The organism is Paenibacillus sp. J5C2022, from assembly GCF_025567625.1.
Taxonomy (GTDB): Bacteria; Bacillota; Bacilli; order Paenibacillales; family Paenibacillaceae; genus Pristimantibacillus.
This window is the reverse complement of sequence record NZ_JAOQJC010000006.1, coordinates 67,263-87,542: the sequence shown is the minus strand read 5'-3', so window position 1 is coordinate 87,542 and position 20,280 is coordinate 67,263. Positions and strand designations below refer to the sequence as shown.

Annotated in this window: 18 protein-coding genes; all 18 read left to right on the top strand. The window is 51.1% G+C overall.

What is annotated here, in order from left to right:
* The first annotated feature begins 69 nt into the window (after positions 1-69).
* The 18 genes from M6D81_RS06785 to argD all read left to right on the top strand — a co-directional run bounded on the left by M6D81_RS06785 (position 70) and on the right by argD (position 20,275).
* Positions 70-957, top strand: coding sequence for a YitT family protein (locus M6D81_RS06785; protein ID WP_262676085.1), 888 nt, complete (start codon positions 70-72; stop codon positions 955-957).
* A gap of 187 nt (positions 958-1,144) precedes the next feature.
* Positions 1,145-1,987, top strand: a complete 843-nt coding sequence (locus tag M6D81_RS06780; protein WP_262676084.1) for a class I fructose-bisphosphate aldolase — start codon at positions 1,145-1,147, stop codon at positions 1,985-1,987.
* Positions 1,987-3,153 carry a Gfo/Idh/MocA family protein gene (locus tag M6D81_RS06775; RefSeq protein WP_262676083.1) on the top strand — a complete coding sequence of 389 codons (1,167 nt, stop codon included), beginning with the start codon at positions 1,987-1,989 and terminating at the stop codon, positions 3,151-3,153. Before M6D81_RS06780 ends, M6D81_RS06775 begins: the two co-directional genes overlap by 1 nt.
* Positions 3,150-4,370, top strand: coding sequence for a carbohydrate kinase family protein (locus M6D81_RS06770; RefSeq protein ID WP_262676082.1), 1,221 nt, complete (start codon positions 3,150-3,152; stop codon positions 4,368-4,370). The genes M6D81_RS06775 and M6D81_RS06770 overlap by 4 nt, the downstream gene beginning before the upstream one ends.
* Before the next feature lie 102 nt (positions 4,371-4,472).
* A complete protein-coding gene (locus M6D81_RS06765) occupies positions 4,473-5,246 on the top strand; it encodes a DeoR/GlpR family DNA-binding transcription regulator (RefSeq protein ID WP_262676081.1) in 774 nt (257 codons plus the stop codon).
* 242 nt (positions 5,247-5,488) lie between these two features.
* Positions 5,489-5,956: an LbetaH domain-containing protein gene (locus tag M6D81_RS06760; protein WP_262676080.1), complete on the top strand. Its 468-nt coding sequence runs from the start codon at positions 5,489-5,491 to the stop codon at positions 5,954-5,956.
* Positions 5,956-6,459: an acyltransferase gene (locus M6D81_RS06755; protein WP_262676079.1), complete on the top strand. Its 504-nt coding sequence runs from the start codon at positions 5,956-5,958 to the stop codon at positions 6,457-6,459. The genes M6D81_RS06760 and M6D81_RS06755 overlap by 1 nt, the downstream gene beginning before the upstream one ends.
* Complete coding sequence (locus M6D81_RS06750; protein WP_262676078.1) at positions 6,452-7,573, top strand: hypothetical protein; 1,122 nt, start codon at positions 6,452-6,454, stop codon at positions 7,571-7,573. The genes M6D81_RS06755 and M6D81_RS06750 overlap by 8 nt, the downstream gene beginning before the upstream one ends.
* A complete protein-coding gene (locus M6D81_RS06745) occupies positions 7,558-8,115 on the top strand; it encodes an acyltransferase (RefSeq protein WP_262676077.1) in 558 nt (185 codons plus the stop codon). The genes M6D81_RS06750 and M6D81_RS06745 overlap by 16 nt, the downstream gene beginning before the upstream one ends.
* 37 nt (positions 8,116-8,152) lie before the next feature.
* Complete coding sequence (locus tag M6D81_RS06740) at positions 8,153-9,058, top strand: ABC transporter permease (RefSeq protein WP_262676076.1); 906 nt, start codon at positions 8,153-8,155, stop codon at positions 9,056-9,058.
* 18 nt (positions 9,059-9,076) lie between these two features.
* Positions 9,077-9,952 (top strand): carbohydrate ABC transporter permease, encoded by an 876-nt coding sequence (locus M6D81_RS06735; protein ID WP_262676075.1) that lies wholly within the window; start codon positions 9,077-9,079, stop codon positions 9,950-9,952.
* 29 nt (positions 9,953-9,981) lie between these two features.
* Complete coding sequence (locus M6D81_RS06730; protein ID WP_262676074.1) at positions 9,982-12,141, top strand: AraC family transcriptional regulator; 2,160 nt, start codon at positions 9,982-9,984, stop codon at positions 12,139-12,141.
* A gap of 183 nt (positions 12,142-12,324) precedes the next feature.
* On the top strand, positions 12,325-13,884 hold the full coding sequence (locus M6D81_RS06725; RefSeq protein WP_262676073.1) for an extracellular solute-binding protein: 1,560 nt from the start codon (positions 12,325-12,327) through the stop codon (positions 13,882-13,884).
* A gap of 47 nt (positions 13,885-13,931) precedes the next feature.
* Positions 13,932-15,368 carry a hypothetical protein gene (locus M6D81_RS06720; RefSeq protein ID WP_262676072.1) on the top strand — a complete coding sequence of 479 codons (1,437 nt, stop codon included), beginning with the start codon at positions 13,932-13,934 and terminating at the stop codon, positions 15,366-15,368.
* A 576-nt stretch (positions 15,369-15,944) separates the two neighbouring features.
* Positions 15,945-16,994 (top strand): N-acetyl-gamma-glutamyl-phosphate reductase, encoded by a 1,050-nt coding sequence (argC, locus tag M6D81_RS06715; protein WP_262676071.1) that lies wholly within the window; start codon positions 15,945-15,947, stop codon positions 16,992-16,994.
* Between the two features lie 20 nt (positions 16,995-17,014).
* Positions 17,015-18,256: a bifunctional ornithine acetyltransferase/N-acetylglutamate synthase gene (argJ, locus tag M6D81_RS06710; RefSeq protein WP_262676070.1), complete on the top strand. Its 1,242-nt coding sequence runs from the start codon at positions 17,015-17,017 to the stop codon at positions 18,254-18,256.
* A gap of 28 nt (positions 18,257-18,284) precedes the next feature.
* Positions 18,285-19,088, top strand: coding sequence for an acetylglutamate kinase (gene argB, locus M6D81_RS06705; RefSeq protein WP_262676069.1), 804 nt, complete (start codon positions 18,285-18,287; stop codon positions 19,086-19,088).
* Positions 19,085-20,275 carry an acetylornithine transaminase gene (gene argD / locus M6D81_RS06700; RefSeq protein ID WP_262676068.1) on the top strand — a complete coding sequence of 397 codons (1,191 nt, stop codon included), beginning with the start codon at positions 19,085-19,087 and terminating at the stop codon, positions 20,273-20,275. The genes argB and argD overlap by 4 nt, the downstream gene beginning before the upstream one ends.
* The last annotated feature ends 5 nt before the right edge of the window (positions 20,276-20,280 follow it).

Below are 20,280 nucleotides of genomic sequence, written 5' to 3'. Positions count from 1 at the left end.
GCGGGGAGAGTTCCAACACGTAACGGGTGTGGAGCTCTTTTTTGTGAGAAACCAAAGGAGTTGGAAGCAATGACAGAATGGTTAACGAGGCGAAGAGGAAGCAAGCCTCTCAATCCAGGAGTGCAAGCGGCGTGGAATTTTATCCAGATCATTATCGGCTGTATGGCTGTAGCGCTCAGCTTTAATATGTTCCTGGTACCGAACGGCATAGCGGCGGGCGGCGTGTCCGGCATGTCGATTCTGGTGAAGGAGCTGGTGGGCATTACGCCGGCGGTGACGCAGTGGCTGGTCAATATACCGCTATTCCTGCTTGCGCTGTGGCTGCTGGGCAAGAAGTTCGGGGCGAAAGCGGTGCTTGGCTCGACGTTCCTTCCTTTATTCGTGCTGTTAACTGTTCATGTGCCTAATCCTACACTTAATCCGCTCCTTGCGGCGATCTACGGCGGCATCGGCATCGGCCTGGGGCTCAGTCTGGTATTCCGCGGCGGGGGCTCCACGGGCGGACTTGATCTGGCGGCACAGATGGTGCACCGGCTGACTGGGCTGCCTTACAGTCTCGCGATTGTCTTGTTCGATGCGATGGTCATTATTGCGGCGGGCTTCGTGTTCACGCCGGAGACGTCTCTATACGCTTTGATTGCCACATTCGTGACGAGCAAGACGATCGACTTCATGCAGAACGGCCTGCAGCTCTCCAAGATTGCGTTCATTATTAGCGAGCGCGCCGAGGAGGTGGCGGAAGGCATTCTGCACGATTTGAACCGCGGGCTGACGCGTCTGGAAGGGCATGGCGGCTATACCGGGGCGGGCAAGACGGTGCTCATGGTCGTCGCGTCGCAGAATGAAGTGCCCAAGTTGAAGCAGCTGGTGCGAGCGATAGATCCCAGCGCGTTCGTGATTATAAGCAACACGGCCGAGGTGCATGGCGAAGGCTTCAGGCTGGAGGATCATCGGTAAGCGGGCCAACCAATCGCGTGTGCGGTCGATATAGAGTCTAGTCCATCAGAACAGGGCGTCTGATAGGGCCGGACTCTTTTCTTATTGAAAAGAACAACTAACTCTCGACAAATATGTTCGTTTAATATAGTATAATGTTATAAAAGAACATAAATTGTTCGACTCATGTAGAGGAGAGGATATAACAATGATTGGAAAACCGAGATTAAACAGGATGTTCAGCGAGCAGGGCAAGTGCTTCGACGTGGCTATCGACCATGGATTCTTCAACGAGTATTCCTTCCTGGGCGGTATCGAAAATATGAAGGGCGCGATCGAGGCGGTCGTGCAGGCGGGACCGGATTGCGTGCAGCTCAGCGCGGGTCAAGCGAGACTGCTGCAGGAGATTCCCGGCAAGCAGAAGCCGGGGCTTGTGCTTCGTACAGATGCGGCCAATATCTATGGCAATAAGCTGCCGCACTTCTTGTTCAGTGAGCTGATCGACCGCGCGATTGAGCAAGCGGTGCGTCTGGATGCCGTGGCGGTATGTGTGAACCTGCTGCTGCTGCCGAATCAGCCGGAGCTCCATCATCAATGCGTGCGCAATGTAGCGGTACTAAAGACGGAAAGTGAGAAGTACGGCATGCCGCTAATGGTCGAGCCGCTTGTGATGCTGCCTAACGAAGAGAAGGGCGGATATATGGTGGACGGAGACATTCGCAAAATCATGCCGCTCGTCCGTCAAGCAGTGGAGCTGGGAGCCGATGTGATCAAAGCCGATCCGTGCGACGATGTGACGGAATACCACCGCGTCATCGAAGTGGCCTCCGGTATTCCCGTACTGGTGCGCGGCGGCGGACGAGCAAGCGACGAGGAGATTGTGGACCGCACGGTGGAGCTGATGAAGCAAGGCGCAGCGGGCATCGTATACGGTCGCAATGTCATCCAGCATCCCAATCCCGGCGCCATGACCTCCGCTCTGATGAAAATCGTTCACGAAGGCGCTGGCGCGAATGAGGCGCTGGCGATTCTGGAAGGAGTGCGCAGCTAATGGAGAAGCGAATCATAAAGTTCGGCGTTATCGGGTGCGGACTGATGGGCAAGGAGTTCGCCAGCGCGGCGGCGCGCTGGTGTCATCTGACCGGCGTGGACTTCGAGCCGCGCATCGTCGCCGTCTGCGATGCCAATCCCGCTGCCACGCAGTGGTTCCAGGACAATGTGCCCAGCGTCAACAGGGCATATTCCGATTATAAGGAGCTGCTCGCGGACGATGAAGTAGAAGCGGTCTATTGCGCTGTTCCCCACAATCTGCATGAACAGATCTATATTGATATTATTGCAGCGGGCAAGCATTTGCTGGGAGAGAAGCCTTTCGGCATTGATCAGGCGGCGAATGAAGCGATCTCGGCCGCGATCAGCGAGAACCCGAATATTGTTGTGCGCAGCTCATCGGAATTCCCTTTCTTCCCCGGCGTCCAGCAAATTATGAAGTGGGTGGAGGAAGAACGGTTCGGTAAGATTATCGAGGTGGAAGCGGGCTTCTGGCATTCCAGCGATCTGGACCCCGGCAAGCCGATCAACTGGAAGCGGCGTATCGCCACTAACGGCGAGTACGGCTGCATGGGCGATTTGGGCCTGCATGTGCTGCATCTGCCCCTGAGATTCGGCTGGAAGCCTGCAAGCGTCCGCGCGCTGTTGAATAAGATTATGGAGGAGCGCCCTGATGGACAAGGCGGCATGGCGCCATGCGAGACATGGGACAATGCTATTCTCGCTTGTGATGTGAAGACGGCGGATCAGCAGTTCCCGATGGTGCTGTCGATGAAGCGGATCGCGCCGGGCCATGCCAATACATGGTTCATCCGTATACAAGGGACGAAGCTGTCCGCGGAATTCTCGACGAAAAATCCGAAGCAAGTGGCATTCTTGCCGTACGAGCCGGGCGGCAGACAGGCATGGCATGTCGCGGATGCGCCTTACCAATCCGCCTACGGCACGATTACGGGCGGAATATTCGAGTTCGGCTTCTCCGACTCCATCCTGCAAATGTGGGCAGCGTTCTGCGACGAGATTGTACACGGCAAGGAAGGCATGCAGCAACCATTCAGCTGCGCGCTGCCGGAGGAAGCGGAGGGAAGCCACCGCCTGTTCACAGCGGCGCTGGAGTCTCACAAGACGAGCGGTACGATAGCGATCGATTGGGGGAACGAAGGGTGAGCAGGCGGCATCCCGATAGCGCCGACATTATAGTAGCCGGCCATATCTGCCTCGATATCATTCCCGCCATGAACGGCGGGAAGCGGGGGCAAGGGATTGCGGAGCTGTTCGTCCCCGGCAAGCTGATCGATGTTGGAGCGGCACGATTGTCCACGGGCGGTGCGGTGCCCAATACCGGCATCGCCCTGCACCGTCTCGGCTCGAACGTGAAGCTGATGGGCAAGGTGGGAGACGACCCATTCGGGCAGGCGATTCTGTCCATCCTGCGAAACTATGGTGAGGATTTGGCGGAAGGTATGATCGTCGCCGCTGGCGAGTCCAGCTCTTACTCGATCGTGATCAGCCCGCCTGGGGTGGATCGAATCTTCCTGCACTGTACGGGAGCGAACGATACGTTTTCGTCTGAGGAAGTGACGGCGGACGCTTATGCCGGAGCAAAGCTGTTCCACTTCGGCTATCCGCCGCTGATGCAGCGGATGTATGAAGAACAAGGTGCGGAATTGGAGCGATTGTTAGCCGGGGCGAAGGCGGCGGGGCTGACCGTTTCCCTGGATATGGCGCGTCCCGATCCGGATTCCATGGCGGGGAAGGCCGATTGGCGGGCGATTTTGCAGCGTGTGCTGCCGTGTGTAGACGTGTTTTTGCCCAGCTTCGAGGAAATTCTATATATGCTTAGACCGGAGCTGTATAAGGAATTGTCGGAGCGTTATAAGACGAGTGAACTGTTGCCGTTCGCAGATGGCGACACGCTCGCTGCCCTCTCTGCGGAGTTGCTTGACATGGGAGTGGCCGTAGCGGCGATCAAGCTCGGCGAATACGGGTTGTATGTGCGCACGTCTGCAAGCCTGCAGAGATTGCGAAGCATGGGACGCAGCACACCGCTGGATGAGGAACTGGAGGCATGGCGGAACAAGGAGCTGCATGTTCCTTGCTATAAGGTAGATATGGCGGGAACGACCGGAGCAGGAGATTGCACGATAGCGGGTTTTCTGTCCGGATTGGCAAGAGGGCTGTCCATAGAAGATACGCTGTTGACTGCCGTCGGCGTAGGCGCTTGCAATGTGGAACAGCCGGATGCGGTCAGCGGCATTCCCGACTGGGATGTTGTGCGGCAGAGAATCGCGTCAGGCTGGGAGCAGAGGGAAGTCGTTATGCAATTGCCCGGTTGGGACCATGATCGCCAGCGCGGCGTCTGGAGACGCAAGGGAGAAGGCTAATGCGGAAGAAGTGGGATCGTCTCCTGACGAGAGGTTGATCTAAACATCGGAGCGGGCGATAATGGAAGGAGACAGAATGAGGATAATCGGAGGCCGCAGGGGATGAAAGGGAACGCATATGCGAAATTAAATGACAGGCAGCAGCAAATGCTGGATCATATTACTCGCGAAGGCGAGCTTAGAGTGTCCGATCTGAAGGAGACTTACAGTGTAACGGAGATGACAATTCGCCGTGATCTGGAGCGGCTGGAGGAAACGGGCGCGGTTAAGCGGACATTCGGCGGAGTGATCTTCGTGGGGAAAGATATCGCCTTGCAGGAACGGACGGGGGTGCTGATCGAGGAGAAAGCTCGCATCGGCCGTCATGCGGCTTCGCTTGTTCAGTCCGGGGAATCGATCTTCATAGACGGGGGCACGACCACGGCGCAGATCGCCCGCTATCTGGAGCCGAACAGGAATGTGACCGTTGTGACGAATGCGCTGAATGTGGTGACGGAGCTGTCCGGCAAGGGTATGCCTGTGCTGATGACGGGCGGCATGCATGTGGAGGCGACCAATTCGCTTGTCGGCCCTGTTGCGGCCGGCATGCTGGCCGGCATGGCTTTCGACCGGGTGTTTCTGGGCGCTACAGGCGTCAGTGCCGAGCATGGCTTCAGCAATTCCAACATCTATGAAGCGGAGATCAAGCGGATTGCGATCCGTCAGGCGAAGGAGAGCAATGTCGTCATAGACCATACGAAGTTCGGAGCGAATGTACTCATTTCCTTTGCATCGCTTTCCGGCGTGCAGCGAATCATAACAGACGCCATGCCGAATGATGAACTCGCTCTCGCGTGCCGCGAACGGGATGTGCTGTTGGAGATTGCTGAGAAATAGGGATGAACGTTTAGAATTACATATACGGTTGGAGCCTTCCTTCGGGGAGGCTTTTTTGATGGGTTAAAACCCATTGTCTCTGCAAGGTTCTGGTATCAAATGAGTCGATTTATTCTGAATCCAATATTTTAAACATGAATCAAATACATTGTTCATTTACCATCGGACTCATGCGGGGGTAGTCTGAACAAGGAAGAATCTTTACGACTTTATTCATCATGAATAGAAGGGAGAAGGAAGGTATGAGGTTATGGAATGAGATAGGGCTTATAGAACAATCAAATGTATTGCTGGAGTCACCGAATCGCAATCTCGCCCGCGGAGAGCTCATCAGAGAATGGCTCGTCCAGAACGGTTCTATCTGCGGAGATCGGCTATCTGTGGGAGTTGGAGTAATCTGGTCGACTTCTAATACACGGTTTGAGATTGGCGATAATGTTACGATTGGGGCTTACAGTGTGTTGAATGGGGGAGGAACAGATGGAGAAAGTGTTATGAGCATGCTTTCCATAGGGAACCGAACGAATATTGGCAGTTTCTTTTCCATTGATAGTTTGACTTGTCGGCTAATCGAAGTACCGTCAGGTCCCATTGCGACACGTATTGGCAATGAAGCGACAATAGGCCCTAGAGTAACGTTGGAGGCGGGTGTAACGATAACGGACGGAGGCAACATCATTGGAGGTTCAATAGTGAGGATGGATAGGTAGTGAATATTAAATCAGTGAAATCAAACCATCAAGGCAATGAACCAGACCGGGTTGAAATCATGAAGCAGTTCATGGAGCAAACATTAAGCTCGTCCTGCAAATCCAGAGGGCAGCAGATGGCACCGTACTTCGCGGCGTGCGGTGATGACTTTACTGCAGATTTTGGCACGATAACGGTCAATCCCAAATTGATCCAGATCGGAAGCGGTGTGTATCTTGGTCGTTATGTGTATATTCCGGACATCCCTCTCATTGTGGAGGATCATGTTCTAATCGGCCCTTATGTAACTTTTATGGCTGGTGACAGTGATGCAACCACGGTTCTCCGCGAGGGCTGTTGGCTAGCGGCGCATGTTACTTTGCTTCAAGGTGTGGTCATTGGGGCAGGAAGTACCGTTGCAGCGGGTTCATTCGTACGAATGGATGTTCCGGATCATGTGTTGGTTGGCGGCAATCCTGCATCCATTATTAAATATTACGATCGGAATGATAATCATGAGTGAGTCCGTATTGAAAACACTTCAGAAACTTATCTCGTATTGGAAGAGCAGAGAGGTTTGCGAGAAGGAACGACTGTATTTTCTGTACGAAGACATGGGTTTAAGCTCAGGGCGTCCCTTCTCAGCCCGTCTGGCGGCAGATATCGGACTTGGTTATCTGGTCTTCGGACTGCTTGAAGAAGATGACGTCATATTGAAGAAGTCCGTTCAAATACTCCGTTACGTTCTGGATCAGCAGCATTTGTCAGGTGCCTTTGAATGGAACTTACCCGACCCGATCGCCGGGCCAGGCAACCCTGTCAAAGATCAGGTTGATCTTGCAACTGTACTCGATGTGTATTATTACTTCTCTGCAAGCGGTGTAATGGATGGCTCGCTGCTGCAAGACGTACAACGATCAACCCGTCGTGCGATTGGTTACCTGCGCCAGCACGCGATTACTGTATATCCCGGAGTCATTAAGAAAAGAGATTATGGGCCCGCATATTCCTCCACTGTAGATGTTCTGAATGGAGATGCGATGGTTGTTGCTGCGTATACACGAGCAAGCCAGCTATTGGATGATTCCGCATTATTAAACGAAGCCAAGCCCTACCTGCACAATCTGCTGGACCGTTTCGGCGCCCATTATCCAGGTTGGTGGCCTTATAGCGAACGATTGCCCGATCGAGCAGATACTTCGGTTCAACGGCCAGGAATCAGTCTTTTTTTTCAAGCGATGATTTTATTGTATTTGGAGCCCTATTACAGGATTACGCACAATCAACAGCTCGAATCCGTGATGAGAGAAGGATTGCTCTCCCTCTCAACTGCGACATCTGCATACGGAACCATCCAATACGCTTACGAAAGCCGCCAAGAATTTATCAACCGCCCCAATGTCATGCTTCCCGCTTGCATGCTCGCTCTTCACGATATCATGAATTGCCAACCGTTCATTTCATCGAGAATGAAGTTTATTACGGAACGGCTGGTAACTGATGACGGGATTGTTTATGACGACAATGGAGGTCAGACTGGCGAGCTTTGGCGCATATGGCTGATGAGTGATTTGGCCCTGTATTTGCTATATTCCACTCAGTTCGGAAGGGGAGGAGAAGTGTGCATGAATCAATGATGAACCAGGTGGAGGAACTGCTGACTTCCATTCAACAGCCCAAGCGGGATCTTCAGCGCGGAGTATGGGTCAGAGAGTGTCTGACTCGGGCGGGCTGCGAATGCGGGGATGACTTATCCGTTGGCTATGGCGCGATTCTTGAGTATCATAAGCCTTTCTATCGGATAGGCAAAGGAGTTCGGATCGGTTGTTACTCGTACTTGGGGCCTTCCGACTCGGAACTGGGGATCGGCTTGATTCTTGACGATCGTGTAACGCTGCACCCGTATGTCAGTCTCTCTCCCAACCAGCATATATACAGTGCAGCGTTGCGCAATTATAAGGGCGGCAATCAGGCCAACCTGATTCATATCGGTGCGGACGCTGCTATCGGCACCCGAGCTTGTATCGCTCCCGGAGTCAAAATCGGTAAGAAAGCCATCATCCATGCGGGTTCTGTAGTAACTAAGGATGTACCTGATTATGCAATTATGCAGGGTGTTCCTGCGAAGCTGGTCGGCTATCTCGACGACCTCGATTCTAATTATAGTAAGAAAAAATAAAATAGGTGCCTATCCATTGGCAGAAAGGAGAACAGACATGCGGCTTCGAATGATCGATTTGTATAAGTACAGATATTTATATTTGCTGTTGTTACCAGGTGTGCTGTGGTATTTAGTATACCGCTATTTTCCTATGGTCGGGGTCATTATTGCATTTAAGGATTACAGCTTTGTAAAAGGAATTTGGGGAAGCCCCTGGGCCGGATTGAAGCATTTCCATACTATCTTCAATTCTCCTGATTTCTACCTGATTGTCCGGAATACGTTGCTAATCAATTTGTATAGTCTTATGTTTGTATTCACTTCATCCATTATACTTGCCCTGCTGCTGAACGAGTTGAAGCAGATGGTGTTTAAACGCGCGATTCAAACAATTGTGTATTTCCCCCACTTTCTCTCATGGGTTATATTCGGCGGTTTGATTGTTCAACTGCTAAGTCCTAAGGAGGGAATCATTAACCAGATTATTATGCTGTTTGGAGGAGAGCCGATTTATTTTATGACCAAATCGGAATACTTCCGTTCTGTTATTACTGTTTCCTCTATTTTGAAGGAAGCAGGCTGGGGGGCGATTATTTATTTGGCAGCGTTGGCCGGGATCGATCAAGAGCAGTATGAGGCAGCTACGATCGACGGTGCAAACAGATGGCATAAGCTGCTGTATGTGACATTGCCGGGAATACGCAACACGATTATATTAATGCTGATTCTAAGGGTAGGGTATATGCTGGATGTCAGTTTTGAGCAGATCTATATTATGTACAACCCGGCCGTATACGATGTTGCCGACGTTCTCAGCACCTATATATACCGGATGGGGTTGCAGAATGCCCAGCTCAGCATGACGACGGCGGTAGGTTTATTTCAAGCGGCTGTCGGATTCGTACTCATCTATATGACCAATCAGGTAGCCAAGAAAACAAGTGACATCTCGTTATGGTAAGAGAGAGGACGTGATATAATGTTGACATCAAGGAATAAACTTCCTTCATTTACTAGCAGTTGCATTGCTGTATTTCTCATTTTGTTTTCGATCGCCTCCTTTATTCCGTTTTATTATGTGATCGTAGCCTCCTTCAGCAACCCGGATCTGGTTGAGGAAGGTAAGCTCATGTTGTTCCCCAAAGGCTTTACAATCGATGCCTATGTCGAAATATTAAAAAATGACAAATTCATCAACTCATTCATCGTTACGATTGAGCGTACGCTGCTTGGGACTGTATTGAACCTGGCGCTTCAACTCACAATTGCCTACTCGCTGTCCAAGTCATACTTGCCGGGCAGAAGATTGTTTTTGATTTTTATCATCATTACGCTTCTTTTCAATGGAGGTATCGTTCCAACCTATCTGATTGTTAAGAATACGGGCTTGATCGATACGATCTGGGCGCTGGTTATTCCAAGTGCGATAAGTACATGGAATGTTATCCTGTTGCGTTCGTTCTTTGAATCAGTCCCTTCAAGTCTGGAGGAATCCGCGAGGACTGATGGAGCTAACGATATTTATATATTTTGGAGAATATATTTGCCGCTATCATTGCCTGCGGTTTCTACGATAGGATTATTCATAGCGGTAAATCATTGGAACTCGTTTATGGATGCCGTAATTTATTTGAATTCCTATGACTTGCAAGTTTTGCAAGTTTACTTGCGGGATATGGTTGTCCGTCAAGAGGTGCAAGCCTTGCTTGGTGATTCCACTTTCGATGGGAATGTTTCCTCGTTGTCTCTTCGCACGGCTTCCATCTTCCTTTCGGCCTTGCCTGTGTTGCTGCTCTATCCGTTTATCCAGAAGTATTTCATTAAAGGGGTTATGATTGGAGCAGTCAAAGGTTGATAATCTATTTGCGAAAGCGGAGGCATTCAATGCAAAGTAAAGGGATACGAGAGCTTAATCTGGACCGCAAAATATTGCTCATCTATATGACTATATCGCTGGCTGTAGTGGCAGCCAGCTTCTTCATGTACAATGCGGTGTCTCGCATTCATTCCGCCAAGCAGCAGATGGAGACATTTCAGAATATTAACGAAGCGCTTGCCTCCTCGATACGAATTATTGATAACAAAGTAAATTCGGTATATACCCAAATTTCTGTTGACCCACTAATCTCCAGTTGGATTTCGGCTCCGATTGGCTCTGAGACAGATTACTACGTGCTGGGTGAGATTCAGAAGAAGTTCTTGGGCATACAGCAATTTTATCCGGAGATTGCCTCTTTCTATTTGTATAATTCCGTTGAGGACAAGGTGTTAGCAACCAATTATATGATTTCGAGCAAGGCGGAGTTTCCAAACGGCTCCGTTCTTCAGCAATTTCAGGAATCTGGCGAGAAGACGATATTGTACTATCGAGAGCATGAGAAAGAAGCCGATACGCCTGCCGTACTGTCCTATGTAACAAACGTGCCTGCCTATTCCGACAAAGGAATACTTGTCATCAATTTGAAGGTAGCCTCGCTATTGTCCGTATTTCCTGACCAGGGGCAAGGAATCGTTCTGTTGGATACGGATAATCGTGTTCTCGCTCATTCCGATGCAGCTTCGTTTCAAACCTTTCTTTCCCGTAAGGACTTGATTCTCGAATCGCTTATCCATAAGCAGAGCTTCCGAACGGATTCCCACTTCTATTATGCTTCCGATAAACCTAGCGCAATAGGGCTGAAAATCATCTTTATATTACCCGAGTCCAAGGTTCATCAGAGACCAAGCGTAGGGTATATTGCCGCTATTCTGCTCATTTGTGCGTGTATGATCTATTATTCCTTTCGACTTATCAAGAGGGGGTATTCCAAGCCTCTGGACTACTATCGGAGCAATCTCTCTACCAATATGGATGAGCTAAGACATGTGGCCGTATCCAGTCTGCTGTCGGGCAAGCAAAGCTATTCACTGCTGAAGCCTAAGCTGGTAGAGCTCGGTCTTGAACTGAATGCACCGCACTATGCAGTCGTTGTGCTGCAGATTGATGATTTTTTTAAGCACCTGCTCTCCACTTCGCAGCAGGATCGCTTCTATACGAACAAGCTGATCTTTAACACTGTTAAATGGATGTTCATGATTGATCAAGGCATCAGCGTCGTTCAATCGGAATTTGAGAAGATTGGAATATTGATTCCTGTAGAAAGCGGGGACGACTGGAACGAGCAGATGATTCAGGTGGAACGAACGATTCAATATATACAGAAGGAAGTAAAGGATAACTTTCAACTTACGGTGTGTGCAGCATTAAGTGATAGCTGCGATGGAATTGAACAGGTGCATCTTGCCTATGACCAATGCTTGCGGACGCTTCAGTATAAAACGATATACGGCAAGGAAGCGATAATCCATTACCGAAATCTGCCCTCAGGGGGAGTCAGTCTCAATCAGTACCCTCTCGAATCCGTGAACCGGATGAGTGAGCAGTTGAAGACCGGAGATCTGCAAGGCTTGAGCGAAGAGCTCGAACGCACATTCAGTTTGATTATTGCTGCGGATTCCTTCTCCCCTGATCTCATTCATGCCGTTTCCTCCAACTTGATGTATGCGTTTGTTAAAGTGATTCTCGAGTTTCGTTATGAGATCGGGGATATATTCCATGAGGATCTATTCATTACCTTGTACAGCTTGGAGGATCTGAAGGATAAGGAAGTTTATATCCTGAATGTGTGTGAACGAATCATTGCCTATCGCAACAAAAAAGAAGCAAGCACCGGCAACAAAACGTTGCGCTTGATTATGGACTATATTCATCAGCATTTTGACACAGACTTATCGCTGACGATGCTCGCCGATGAACTGAAGATGAACGCTACCTATTTAAGCACATTGATTAAAAATGAACTGGGCATTGGTTTCTTGGATTACGTAAACGACCTGCGCATTAACAAAGCGGTTATTCTTCTGAAAGAAACCAGCCTGACCGTGCAGGAAATATCCGAACAATGCGGATATTTGACCGTTCATTCCTTTATTCGTAATTTCAAGAAGAAGCATAGCCATACGCCTAGTGAGTACCGGCATGTGCATGCGTCAGAACGTATGTAGAATGGCAGCAGGATGTAGAACATTTCAGGAAGCTTACTAATTATTCAGTTTTTTTCAAGATCTGACCAAAACGACATGAATCCAAAGTATTGTAAATTGGCTGAACGTGCTTATTCGCAGATGATTGATGTAAGCGCTTCATATGTGGGGCGTTAACCCAAATATCACATGAGGAGGAAAAGTATGCGCAACAGAAGTAAGGTGGTTGTAATTGGTTTAATTTCAGTACTGCTTGGAGTCATTCTGCTCGCAGCCTGCAGCAATGAAAAGAATATCAAGCCTGAAGACAAGTCCGCAGATCAGTCCACAGATCAGTCCGCCACAACGGCCGATCCGAAACGGGCGGCAACGTTCAATGTTTTATTCGCTATTGCAACAGATCTCAAGGGGCTATCATTAACGGACAACATTTACAACCGCTATATCAAAGAGAGGACGGGTGTGGAGATCAAGCTGGAATCACCAGGAATGGAGCAATACTATGAAAAGCTAAATATTCTCCTGGCTTCCGGGCAATATCCGGATGCGTTCATGACGGACGATTCATACATTGCCAAGATGAAGCAATTGGCCGCTGATGGATTGCTCGAGGATCTCGCGCCTTATATCAACGATACCGCGCGTTACCCGAACATTAAGAAGAACATGCCGGCAGATGCTTGGCTGCCTGTCAGTGAAGGCGATAACATATGGGCGTTCCCGTTCAATCGTCAGGATGGACTTAATCAGGTTGTCTATATTCGCAAAGACTGGCTGGATAATCTGGGACTCGAGGTGCCAACAAGTATTGATGAATATTATAAAGTCTTGAAAGCTTTTGCACACAATGACCCGGACGGAAACGGGAAGGATGATACCTATGGTTTACTGGTTACGTCCGTTCCGACAGGGACAGGAGGGCGCGTATTTAAAGCGGCATTTGATGCGGAGCGGTATCGGATTGTTGATGGCAAGGTGACGCCGCCGGAGATCTTACCGGAATATAAGGAGCTCATCAAGTTCCTCAGTCAGCTAGTCAAAGAAAAAATCATGGACAATGAATTTCCGACTATAACGACACCGATTTTCCGTGATAAGATCAAGTCGGGCAAATACGGAATGTTCGTTAACTTCTGGCATTTAGCCTCTGGCAATGAAATTCCGAAGGAAGCCATGGATAAGTATACGGCTGTGGAGCTTCCGCTTATGAATAACGGAGAACAGGCCAAGTTCAAGTATGTATCAACTAATCGACACTATATCGCGATACCTAAGCAGACTAAAGACATTGACAGACTGATGGATATGTTCGATTGGGCACTTTCACCTGAGGGCACCAAGTACACATATCTTGGAGTTGAAGGCGTGAACTATAATATGGTCGAGGGGAAAGTGGTAAAAGAGGGGATGGAGGAGCTGCATATTCTAAGCTCGATCTATTCATTAGTAAAGCAGGGGAACGTTACCCCTGAAGTACAAACCTATATGGAGTCTACTTATGCAAAGTCTGTTATCGATAATCTGGTCCTAGGCAATCATTCAGGAGAGATCGATCGGCTGCAGGCAATGCTACCTCCATTTGCCGATAAACCAAATCTGGACAAGATTACTATCGAGTTTGTAACCAAGGCGGTTCTTGGCAACATTGAGGTGGATAGCGCGTGGGACGACTATGTTAAACGTTGGCGTGAAGCGGGCGGCGACAAAGCAATTCAGATCTGGACGGAGTGGTACAATGCCAACGGGAGCAATGTCGGTGAGTAATTTCAGGATACAAATGAGTCCTATTATAAAGATCGGAGGTGGCTCACATGCCATCAGGTACGATTTGGATAAATGCGATATCTGTTATGCCTTCGCAATTCGGTGCCGTCGGTGATTTGGTTGCGGATGATTATGAAGCTCTGCAAACATGGATAGATTTCTGTAGAGAAAATAATCTTAAGGGAGTGGTGGATCTTGACGCTAAAGGATACAGAATCGGCTCGAAATTGCGCACGCAAACCACAATAAACTATGCGCCTATTCATTTGGATTTCCTGGGAAAGGCTGTTGAAGCGGCGTTTGATGACGATGACGCATTCCTGATCGAAGGGAGTTTTCACTATCAAACGATTGCAGGAATGAACTTTAAGCCGGCAGAAGGTTATAAATACACGGGCACATATTCGGGAACTGCTTGCGGTGTGCGGGTTCTCAATGCAAGGCACAATATCGAAGGGAGAAGTACTGAATTCAAAGGAGACAACATCGTTTTTGAGTCAACAGCAGTCCAAATGAATGGCTCTCGCCATGACGTCAATGTTCAAGTCGGAGGTCGAGGAATACATGTGATCGGGAGTCAGGATGACATCAGTGTGATTGATAGCAGGATACGCGCTTATGGGAATGGAAGGGAGGGCATAAGAGTAGATGATGCGTCCGCTATGCGTCAGTGGCGCGGATTCTGGAATTGTGAGGCTAACTGGACGGAGTCGCCGAGCTCAACAAATTACGCTGTCTACATTGGAAAGTCATTAGGGTCGGAGTTGTGGATTTATTCTGAACAGAGCAATTCGGCAGGTGAAATATTTGTCAGGTCGGCAGGGTGCTTCAATAACAGAATATACAGTGCCAGACAGAATAAAGATTCGATAGGTGGCTCCAATACCGCTACAGTAGGCCGTGATTTTTACCAAAATGAACCGGGAGTCAGGCCTGCTGAGCCTATGCGATTCGTTGGGAAATTAGCGCGCACTCATTCAGCAAGCGAATATGTCAGAGTTCCGTTTGTTGGGAATGGTGACGTCATAATGGGGTATATTTATGCCGAGCAGCAGCAAATAGGAAGCAAATCCCAGAATGGCAACAATTTTTGCGGAGTTGACCAAAGAAGAGCGATAAATAATAAAGAACACATTTATGGAGCGGACATCGTTCTATCTGCCGCATCGTCATCGCAATCTGTCGTACTGGGGACACTGACTGCCGGAACGATGCTGACCGGTACTTTGAAATTTAGCGGCAGGGCCAATTCTTCGGGCAACGGGGCGAAAATTCTAAAAACAGATTTTTATTGTCAAGGTTTGACTTTAACAACAGGGACGCCATCTGTAAATGTGGAGCCCGGAACATTACCTCCGATTGTGACATTGTCGGTTAATGGGAGTAACCAATTGACGGCAGAGGTTTCGTATTCATCTGCTCAATGGGGACCTTCATACCAAGGCGTGTTGAGCGTCACAATTGTATCCTTCGGGATCTTTTGATAACGTTCACTCTGATAAATGCATGGGATTAACTGGAACAGCTGCATCATTCGAAACGGAGATCAAAAACACGTCATCGCCCGTCTGCGAACTGTAACCCACAATGTAAGTCTTCCACTCCGCACTTAAAGTCTGCATTGCATCCTTATAGTTCGCCACTGAGCCGACAAATTTCAGGTATCCACTCCTGATTTTCGTTCGGTTTTTTTCTTGCTCATTCTCAGGTATCATTTAGTTGCAGAGTGGAAGGGGGGCGGAAGTGTAACCACAGGCGGGGCTACCTCGGCTGCAATGCGACGTTGTTTCTGTAATAATCCCCTTTCTGACGGAATAAATCTCCACGCATTATGCATTGTATTATTATTAATACGAATGTATAATAATACAATGTCAACTCGTATTTCATTCGTCTCATTGTTGATGTAAAATAAGGTGTTGTAGGACGGGTGTCCTGAAATGCAAAGAAGACCGCGTGAAGACGGTCGGATATACATAAGCATGTATTTCTATTCAGAAGAACAGGAATAGACAGATAGAGAAGCTTCATCTACCAATCAGACAGAAGGAGAGGATCGCATGAGCAACAAAACGGGAATCGCAATCGTCGGTTCGACAGGCTATGGAGGCGTGGAATTGATCCGTCTACTGGCTTCCCATCCGCAAGCGGAAGTGACCTCCGTCATCTCCTCCTCCAGCGCAGGAACGCCGATTACGGACGGTTATCCGCATCTTGCGGGCATTCGCGAAGAGCTGCTGGACGATGTGGAGCCCGCGAAGATCAAGGAGAAGGCGGATATCGTCTTCCTGGCCACTCCGGCAGGCGTGGCGTCGAAGCTGGCGCCGCAATACCTTGAGGCGGGACTGAAGGTAATCGACTTGTCCGGAGACTACCGGCTGAAGTCACCTGAGCTCTACGAGCAGTGGTATGGCAAGCCGGCGGCGGATAAAGCTTATTTGGAGCAGGCCGTATTCGGGCTTGCGGAGATATATGGCGACAACGTGCGCGGAGCATCGTTCGTATCCAACCCGGGATGCTATCCGACAGCTACGCTGCTTGGTCTGGTGCCCGCAGTGAAAGCGGGCTGGATCGACCCGGCGTCCATTATAATCGATGCGAAGTCAGGTGTCTCCGGCGCCGGCAGAGGAGCTTCGTTAGGCACTCATTATTCCGAATTGAATGAGAACTTCAAAGCTTACAAGGTAAACAAGCATCAGCATATTCCGGAGATTGAGATGGTGCTTGGCGATGCGGCAGGGGAGCCGGTCGTCACGACGTTCACCACGCATCTCGTGCCGATGACGCGCGGCATCATGTCCACGATGTACGCGACGATTCAGGGCGACCGCAGCTTGAGCGATTTTATTGGGCTATATAAGCAGTTTTATGAGGGGCGCTCCTTCGTGCGCATTCGTCCGGAGGGACAATGGCCGGCTACGAAGGAAGTATGGGGCTCCAACTATTGCGATATCGGCTTTGCGGTGGATGAACGGACGAATCGGGTAACGATTGTTTCCGTAATCGACAACCTGGTGAAGGGCGCTGCAGGGCAGGCTATTCAGAATATGAACGTCATGATGGGATGGGATGAGACGCTAGGTCTGCAGTTCGTCCCGGCATATCCATAACGAAGGGGAAACGATCCATAATGGGACAGGAACAAATTCATCAACCGTTTCAACTGGTGGCAGACGGCTCCATTACGACGCCTCAAGGCTTTCAGGCGGGCGGACTGCACTGCGGCTTGAAAAAAACGACGCGCTATGATCTGGGCGCGATCGTATGCGAGGTGCCGGCAGCGGCGGCAGGCGTATATACGACGAATGTCTTCCAGGCCGCTCCGCTCCAGGTAACCCGGGAGAGCATCGGAGCGGGCGGCATGCTGCGCGCCGTGCTGGTGAACAGCGGCAATGCCAATGCTTGCACGGGCAAGCAGGGCGAAGCGGATGCTTATGAGATGCGCGCCCGGTTCGCCGAGGCGATCGGTGTATCGGCCGATCAAGTGGCTGTGGCATCGACGGGCGTAATCGGCGAGAATCTGCGGATGGATAAAGTTCGCGAAGGCATCGACAGGCTTCCTGCCGGTATGAGTGCGATGGCGGAAGGCGCAGATGATTTCTGCCAGGCGATTCTGACGACAGATCTGGTGCAGAAGATGGTTTGCGTCAAGCTGGAGCTGGACGGACGTACCGTTCATGTGGCGGGCGCAGCCAAGGGCTCCGGCATGATTCATCCCAATATGGCGACAATGCTCGGCTTCGTGACGACGGATGCCTGTATCGGCGGCGAAGCGCTGCAAGGGCTGCTGCGCCGGGCGACGGACCTGACCTTTAATATGATTACGGTGGACGGCGACACCAGCACGAACGATATGCTCGTCGCGATGGCGAGCGGTCTGGCGGGCAATGACGAGCTGACGAGCGGGCACCAGGACTGGGCTGCGTTCGAGGCGGCGCTGCGCTATGTGTGCGAGGTGCTGGCCAAGGCGATTGCAAGAGACGGGGAAGGCGCCACCAAGCTGGTGGAAGTGAAGGTGCGCGGCGCCGTGAGCGACGAGTCGGCCAGCGCGATTGCCAAGACGATCGTAGGTTCGTCGCTTGTGAAGTCTGCTGCGTTCGGGGCGGATGCGAACTGGGGACGCATTATTGCGGCGGCAGGACGTGCGGGAGAACCGATCAATCCCGATACGGTAGACATATCTATTGGCGATATCGTGACGTTGACGCAATCGCGGCCGGTCGCTTTCGACGAAGAGATAGCGTTGGAATATTTGAAGGGCGACACGATTCATATCTACGTAGACCTGCATATGGCTGATGGCGAGGCAACGGCGTGGGGCTGTGACTTGACTTACGATTACGTCCGCATTAACGCGGCATATCGGACATAGCGGGAAGACGGTGGAGGTTGAAGGGATAATGGAACAACGGTTTGTCATGAAGTGCGGCGGAAGCACGTTGGCGGCGCTGCCGGACGGATTCTTCCAGGAGCTGAAGGAGCTTCAGCAAGACGGTGTGAAGCCGGTGATTGTGCATGGCGGCGGACCTGCGATCTCGGAGTCGCTTACGAAGCTGGGCATCGCTTCGGAGTTCGTGAACGGGCTGCGCGTTACAAGCGACGAAGTGCTGGACGTGGTGGAGATGGTGCTGGCTGGCGCGATCAATGGGGAGATTGTCCGCAAAATCATGCAAAGCGGAGCGGACGCCTTAGGCTTGTCCGGAGTGGACGGCGGATTGATTACGGCTGCGCCGGTAGACAATGCGGATGAGATCGGCTTCGTGGGCGACGTGACGGATGTGAAGGCCTCTCTGATCGAGGGCGTTATGGCGATGAATTATATTCCTGTTATCGCACCGATCGGAATCGACGCTTCGGGCCAGCGCTATAATATTAACGCGGATACGGCCGCGGGCGCGGTTGCCAGTCATCTGGGCGTGGAGCGCATGATCGTCGTAACCGATGTGCCGGGCATTATGAAGGAGATCGACGGTAAGAAACGGGTGCTTCCGTCGGTGACGGCGGCAGAGATCGAAGAGATGATCGCCAGCGGCGACATCTACGGCGGGATGATTCCGAAGGTACGCGCAGCGATGAAGTGCATTCACGGTCAAGTGAAAGAGGTCGTCATCGTAAGTGGACAGGAGCCCGGCGTGCTTACGCGCGCGGTGCGCGAAGGCGGCGTCGGCACACGGATTACGGCAAGCGAAGGAGGAGCGTTATGAGCGAGACGAAGACAGTATCGGCGGCGGAATCGCTGCTGCCTACGTATGCCCGCTATCCCATCGCGCTTGTGAAAGGCGAGGGCAGCTGGCTGTGGGATGACAAGGGCAACAAGTACTTGGATTTCATGAGCGGCATCGCGGTAACGAATCTGGGGCATGCCCCGCAGCGCGTGAAGGAAGCGCTTGTGCAGCAGCTGGATCAGCTGTGGCATGTATCCAATCTGTTCCAAATCCCGAATCAAGTGGAGGCAGCCAAGCTGCTGACGGACAACAGCTGCGGCGATGCAGTGTTTTTCTGCAACTCGGGAGCGGAAGCGAACGAGGCCGCGATCAAGCTGGCCAGAAGGTATCATCAGCTGGTGAAGGGCAATGGACGTTATGAGATCATTACGTTCCATCAGTCTTTCCATGGCCGCACCCTGGCTACATTGACGGCGACGGGACAAGCGAAGGTGAAGGAAGGCTTCGCACCGCTGCCGGAGGGCTTCACGCACTTGCCGCTGCATGACTTCGCGGCGCTGGAAGCGGCGGTCAGCGACAAGACTGCGGCCATTATGATGGAGCTGGTGCAGGGGGAAGGCGGCGTGAACCCCGTAGATCCGGCTTATGTGCAGCAGGTGAAAGCGTTGTGCGAGCAGAATGGCATCTTGCTGATTATAGATGAAATTCAGACGGGAATGGGACGGACAGGCAAGTTGTTCGCTCATGAGCACTACGGCATCGAGCCGGATATCTTCACCTTGGCGAAGGGGCTCGGAAGCGGCTTCCCTGTCGGTGCCATGGTAGCGAAGGAAGAGCTGCGCGAAGCGTTCGGAGCGGGCAGCCATGGCTCCACCTTCGGCGGCACGCCGATCTCTACAGCGGTCGTGAAGGCGACAGTGGAGACAATTGTCGGCGAAGGGCTGTCCCAGCGGGCGGCAGAGCAGGGGGAGTATTTGGTAGCGCAGCTGCGCGAGAAGCTGGCCGAAGCTCCTTTTGTACAGGAAGTAAGAGGGCTTGGCCTTCTCGTCGGTATTCAGTGCGCCGGGCCGGTAGCCGGCTTGCTGACGGAAGCGCAGAAGCGCGGATTGCTGGTCATATCCGCGGGACCGGAAGTAGTGAGGCTGTTGCCGAACCTGCTGGTGACGCGCGAGGAGATAGATGAAGCGGTAGCGATACTAGAAGAGCTGTTGAAGGCATCAAGCTGAAGGGG

Coding starts and splice junctions, on each gene's coding strand:
- M6D81_RS06785 (WP_262676085.1), top strand. CDS start 70: ATGACAGAATGGTTAACGAGGCGAAGAGGAAGCAAGCCTCTCAATCCA.
- M6D81_RS06780 (WP_262676084.1), top strand. CDS start 1,145: ATGATTGGAAAACCGAGATTAAACAGGATGTTCAGCGAGCAGGGCAAG.
- M6D81_RS06775 (WP_262676083.1), top strand. CDS start 1,987: ATGGAGAAGCGAATCATAAAGTTCGGCGTTATCGGGTGCGGACTGATG.
- M6D81_RS06765 (WP_262676081.1), top strand. CDS start 4,473: ATGAAAGGGAACGCATATGCGAAATTAAATGACAGGCAGCAGCAAATG.
- M6D81_RS06760 (WP_262676080.1), top strand. CDS start 5,489: ATGAGGTTATGGAATGAGATAGGGCTTATAGAACAATCAAATGTATTG.
- M6D81_RS06750 (WP_262676078.1), top strand. CDS start 6,452: ATGAGTGAGTCCGTATTGAAAACACTTCAGAAACTTATCTCGTATTGG.
- M6D81_RS06740 (WP_262676076.1), top strand. CDS start 8,153: ATGCGGCTTCGAATGATCGATTTGTATAAGTACAGATATTTATATTTG.
- M6D81_RS06735 (WP_262676075.1), top strand. CDS start 9,077: ATGTTGACATCAAGGAATAAACTTCCTTCATTTACTAGCAGTTGCATT.
- M6D81_RS06730 (WP_262676074.1), top strand. CDS start 9,982: ATGCAAAGTAAAGGGATACGAGAGCTTAATCTGGACCGCAAAATATTG.
- M6D81_RS06725 (WP_262676073.1), top strand. CDS start 12,325: ATGCGCAACAGAAGTAAGGTGGTTGTAATTGGTTTAATTTCAGTACTG.
- M6D81_RS06720 (WP_262676072.1), top strand. CDS start 13,932: ATGCCATCAGGTACGATTTGGATAAATGCGATATCTGTTATGCCTTCG.
- argC (WP_262676071.1), top strand. CDS start 15,945: ATGAGCAACAAAACGGGAATCGCAATCGTCGGTTCGACAGGCTATGGA.
- argJ (WP_262676070.1), top strand. CDS start 17,015: ATGGGACAGGAACAAATTCATCAACCGTTTCAACTGGTGGCAGACGGC.
- argB (WP_262676069.1), top strand. CDS start 18,285: ATGGAACAACGGTTTGTCATGAAGTGCGGCGGAAGCACGTTGGCGGCG.
- argD (WP_262676068.1), top strand. CDS start 19,085: ATGAGCGAGACGAAGACAGTATCGGCGGCGGAATCGCTGCTGCCTACG.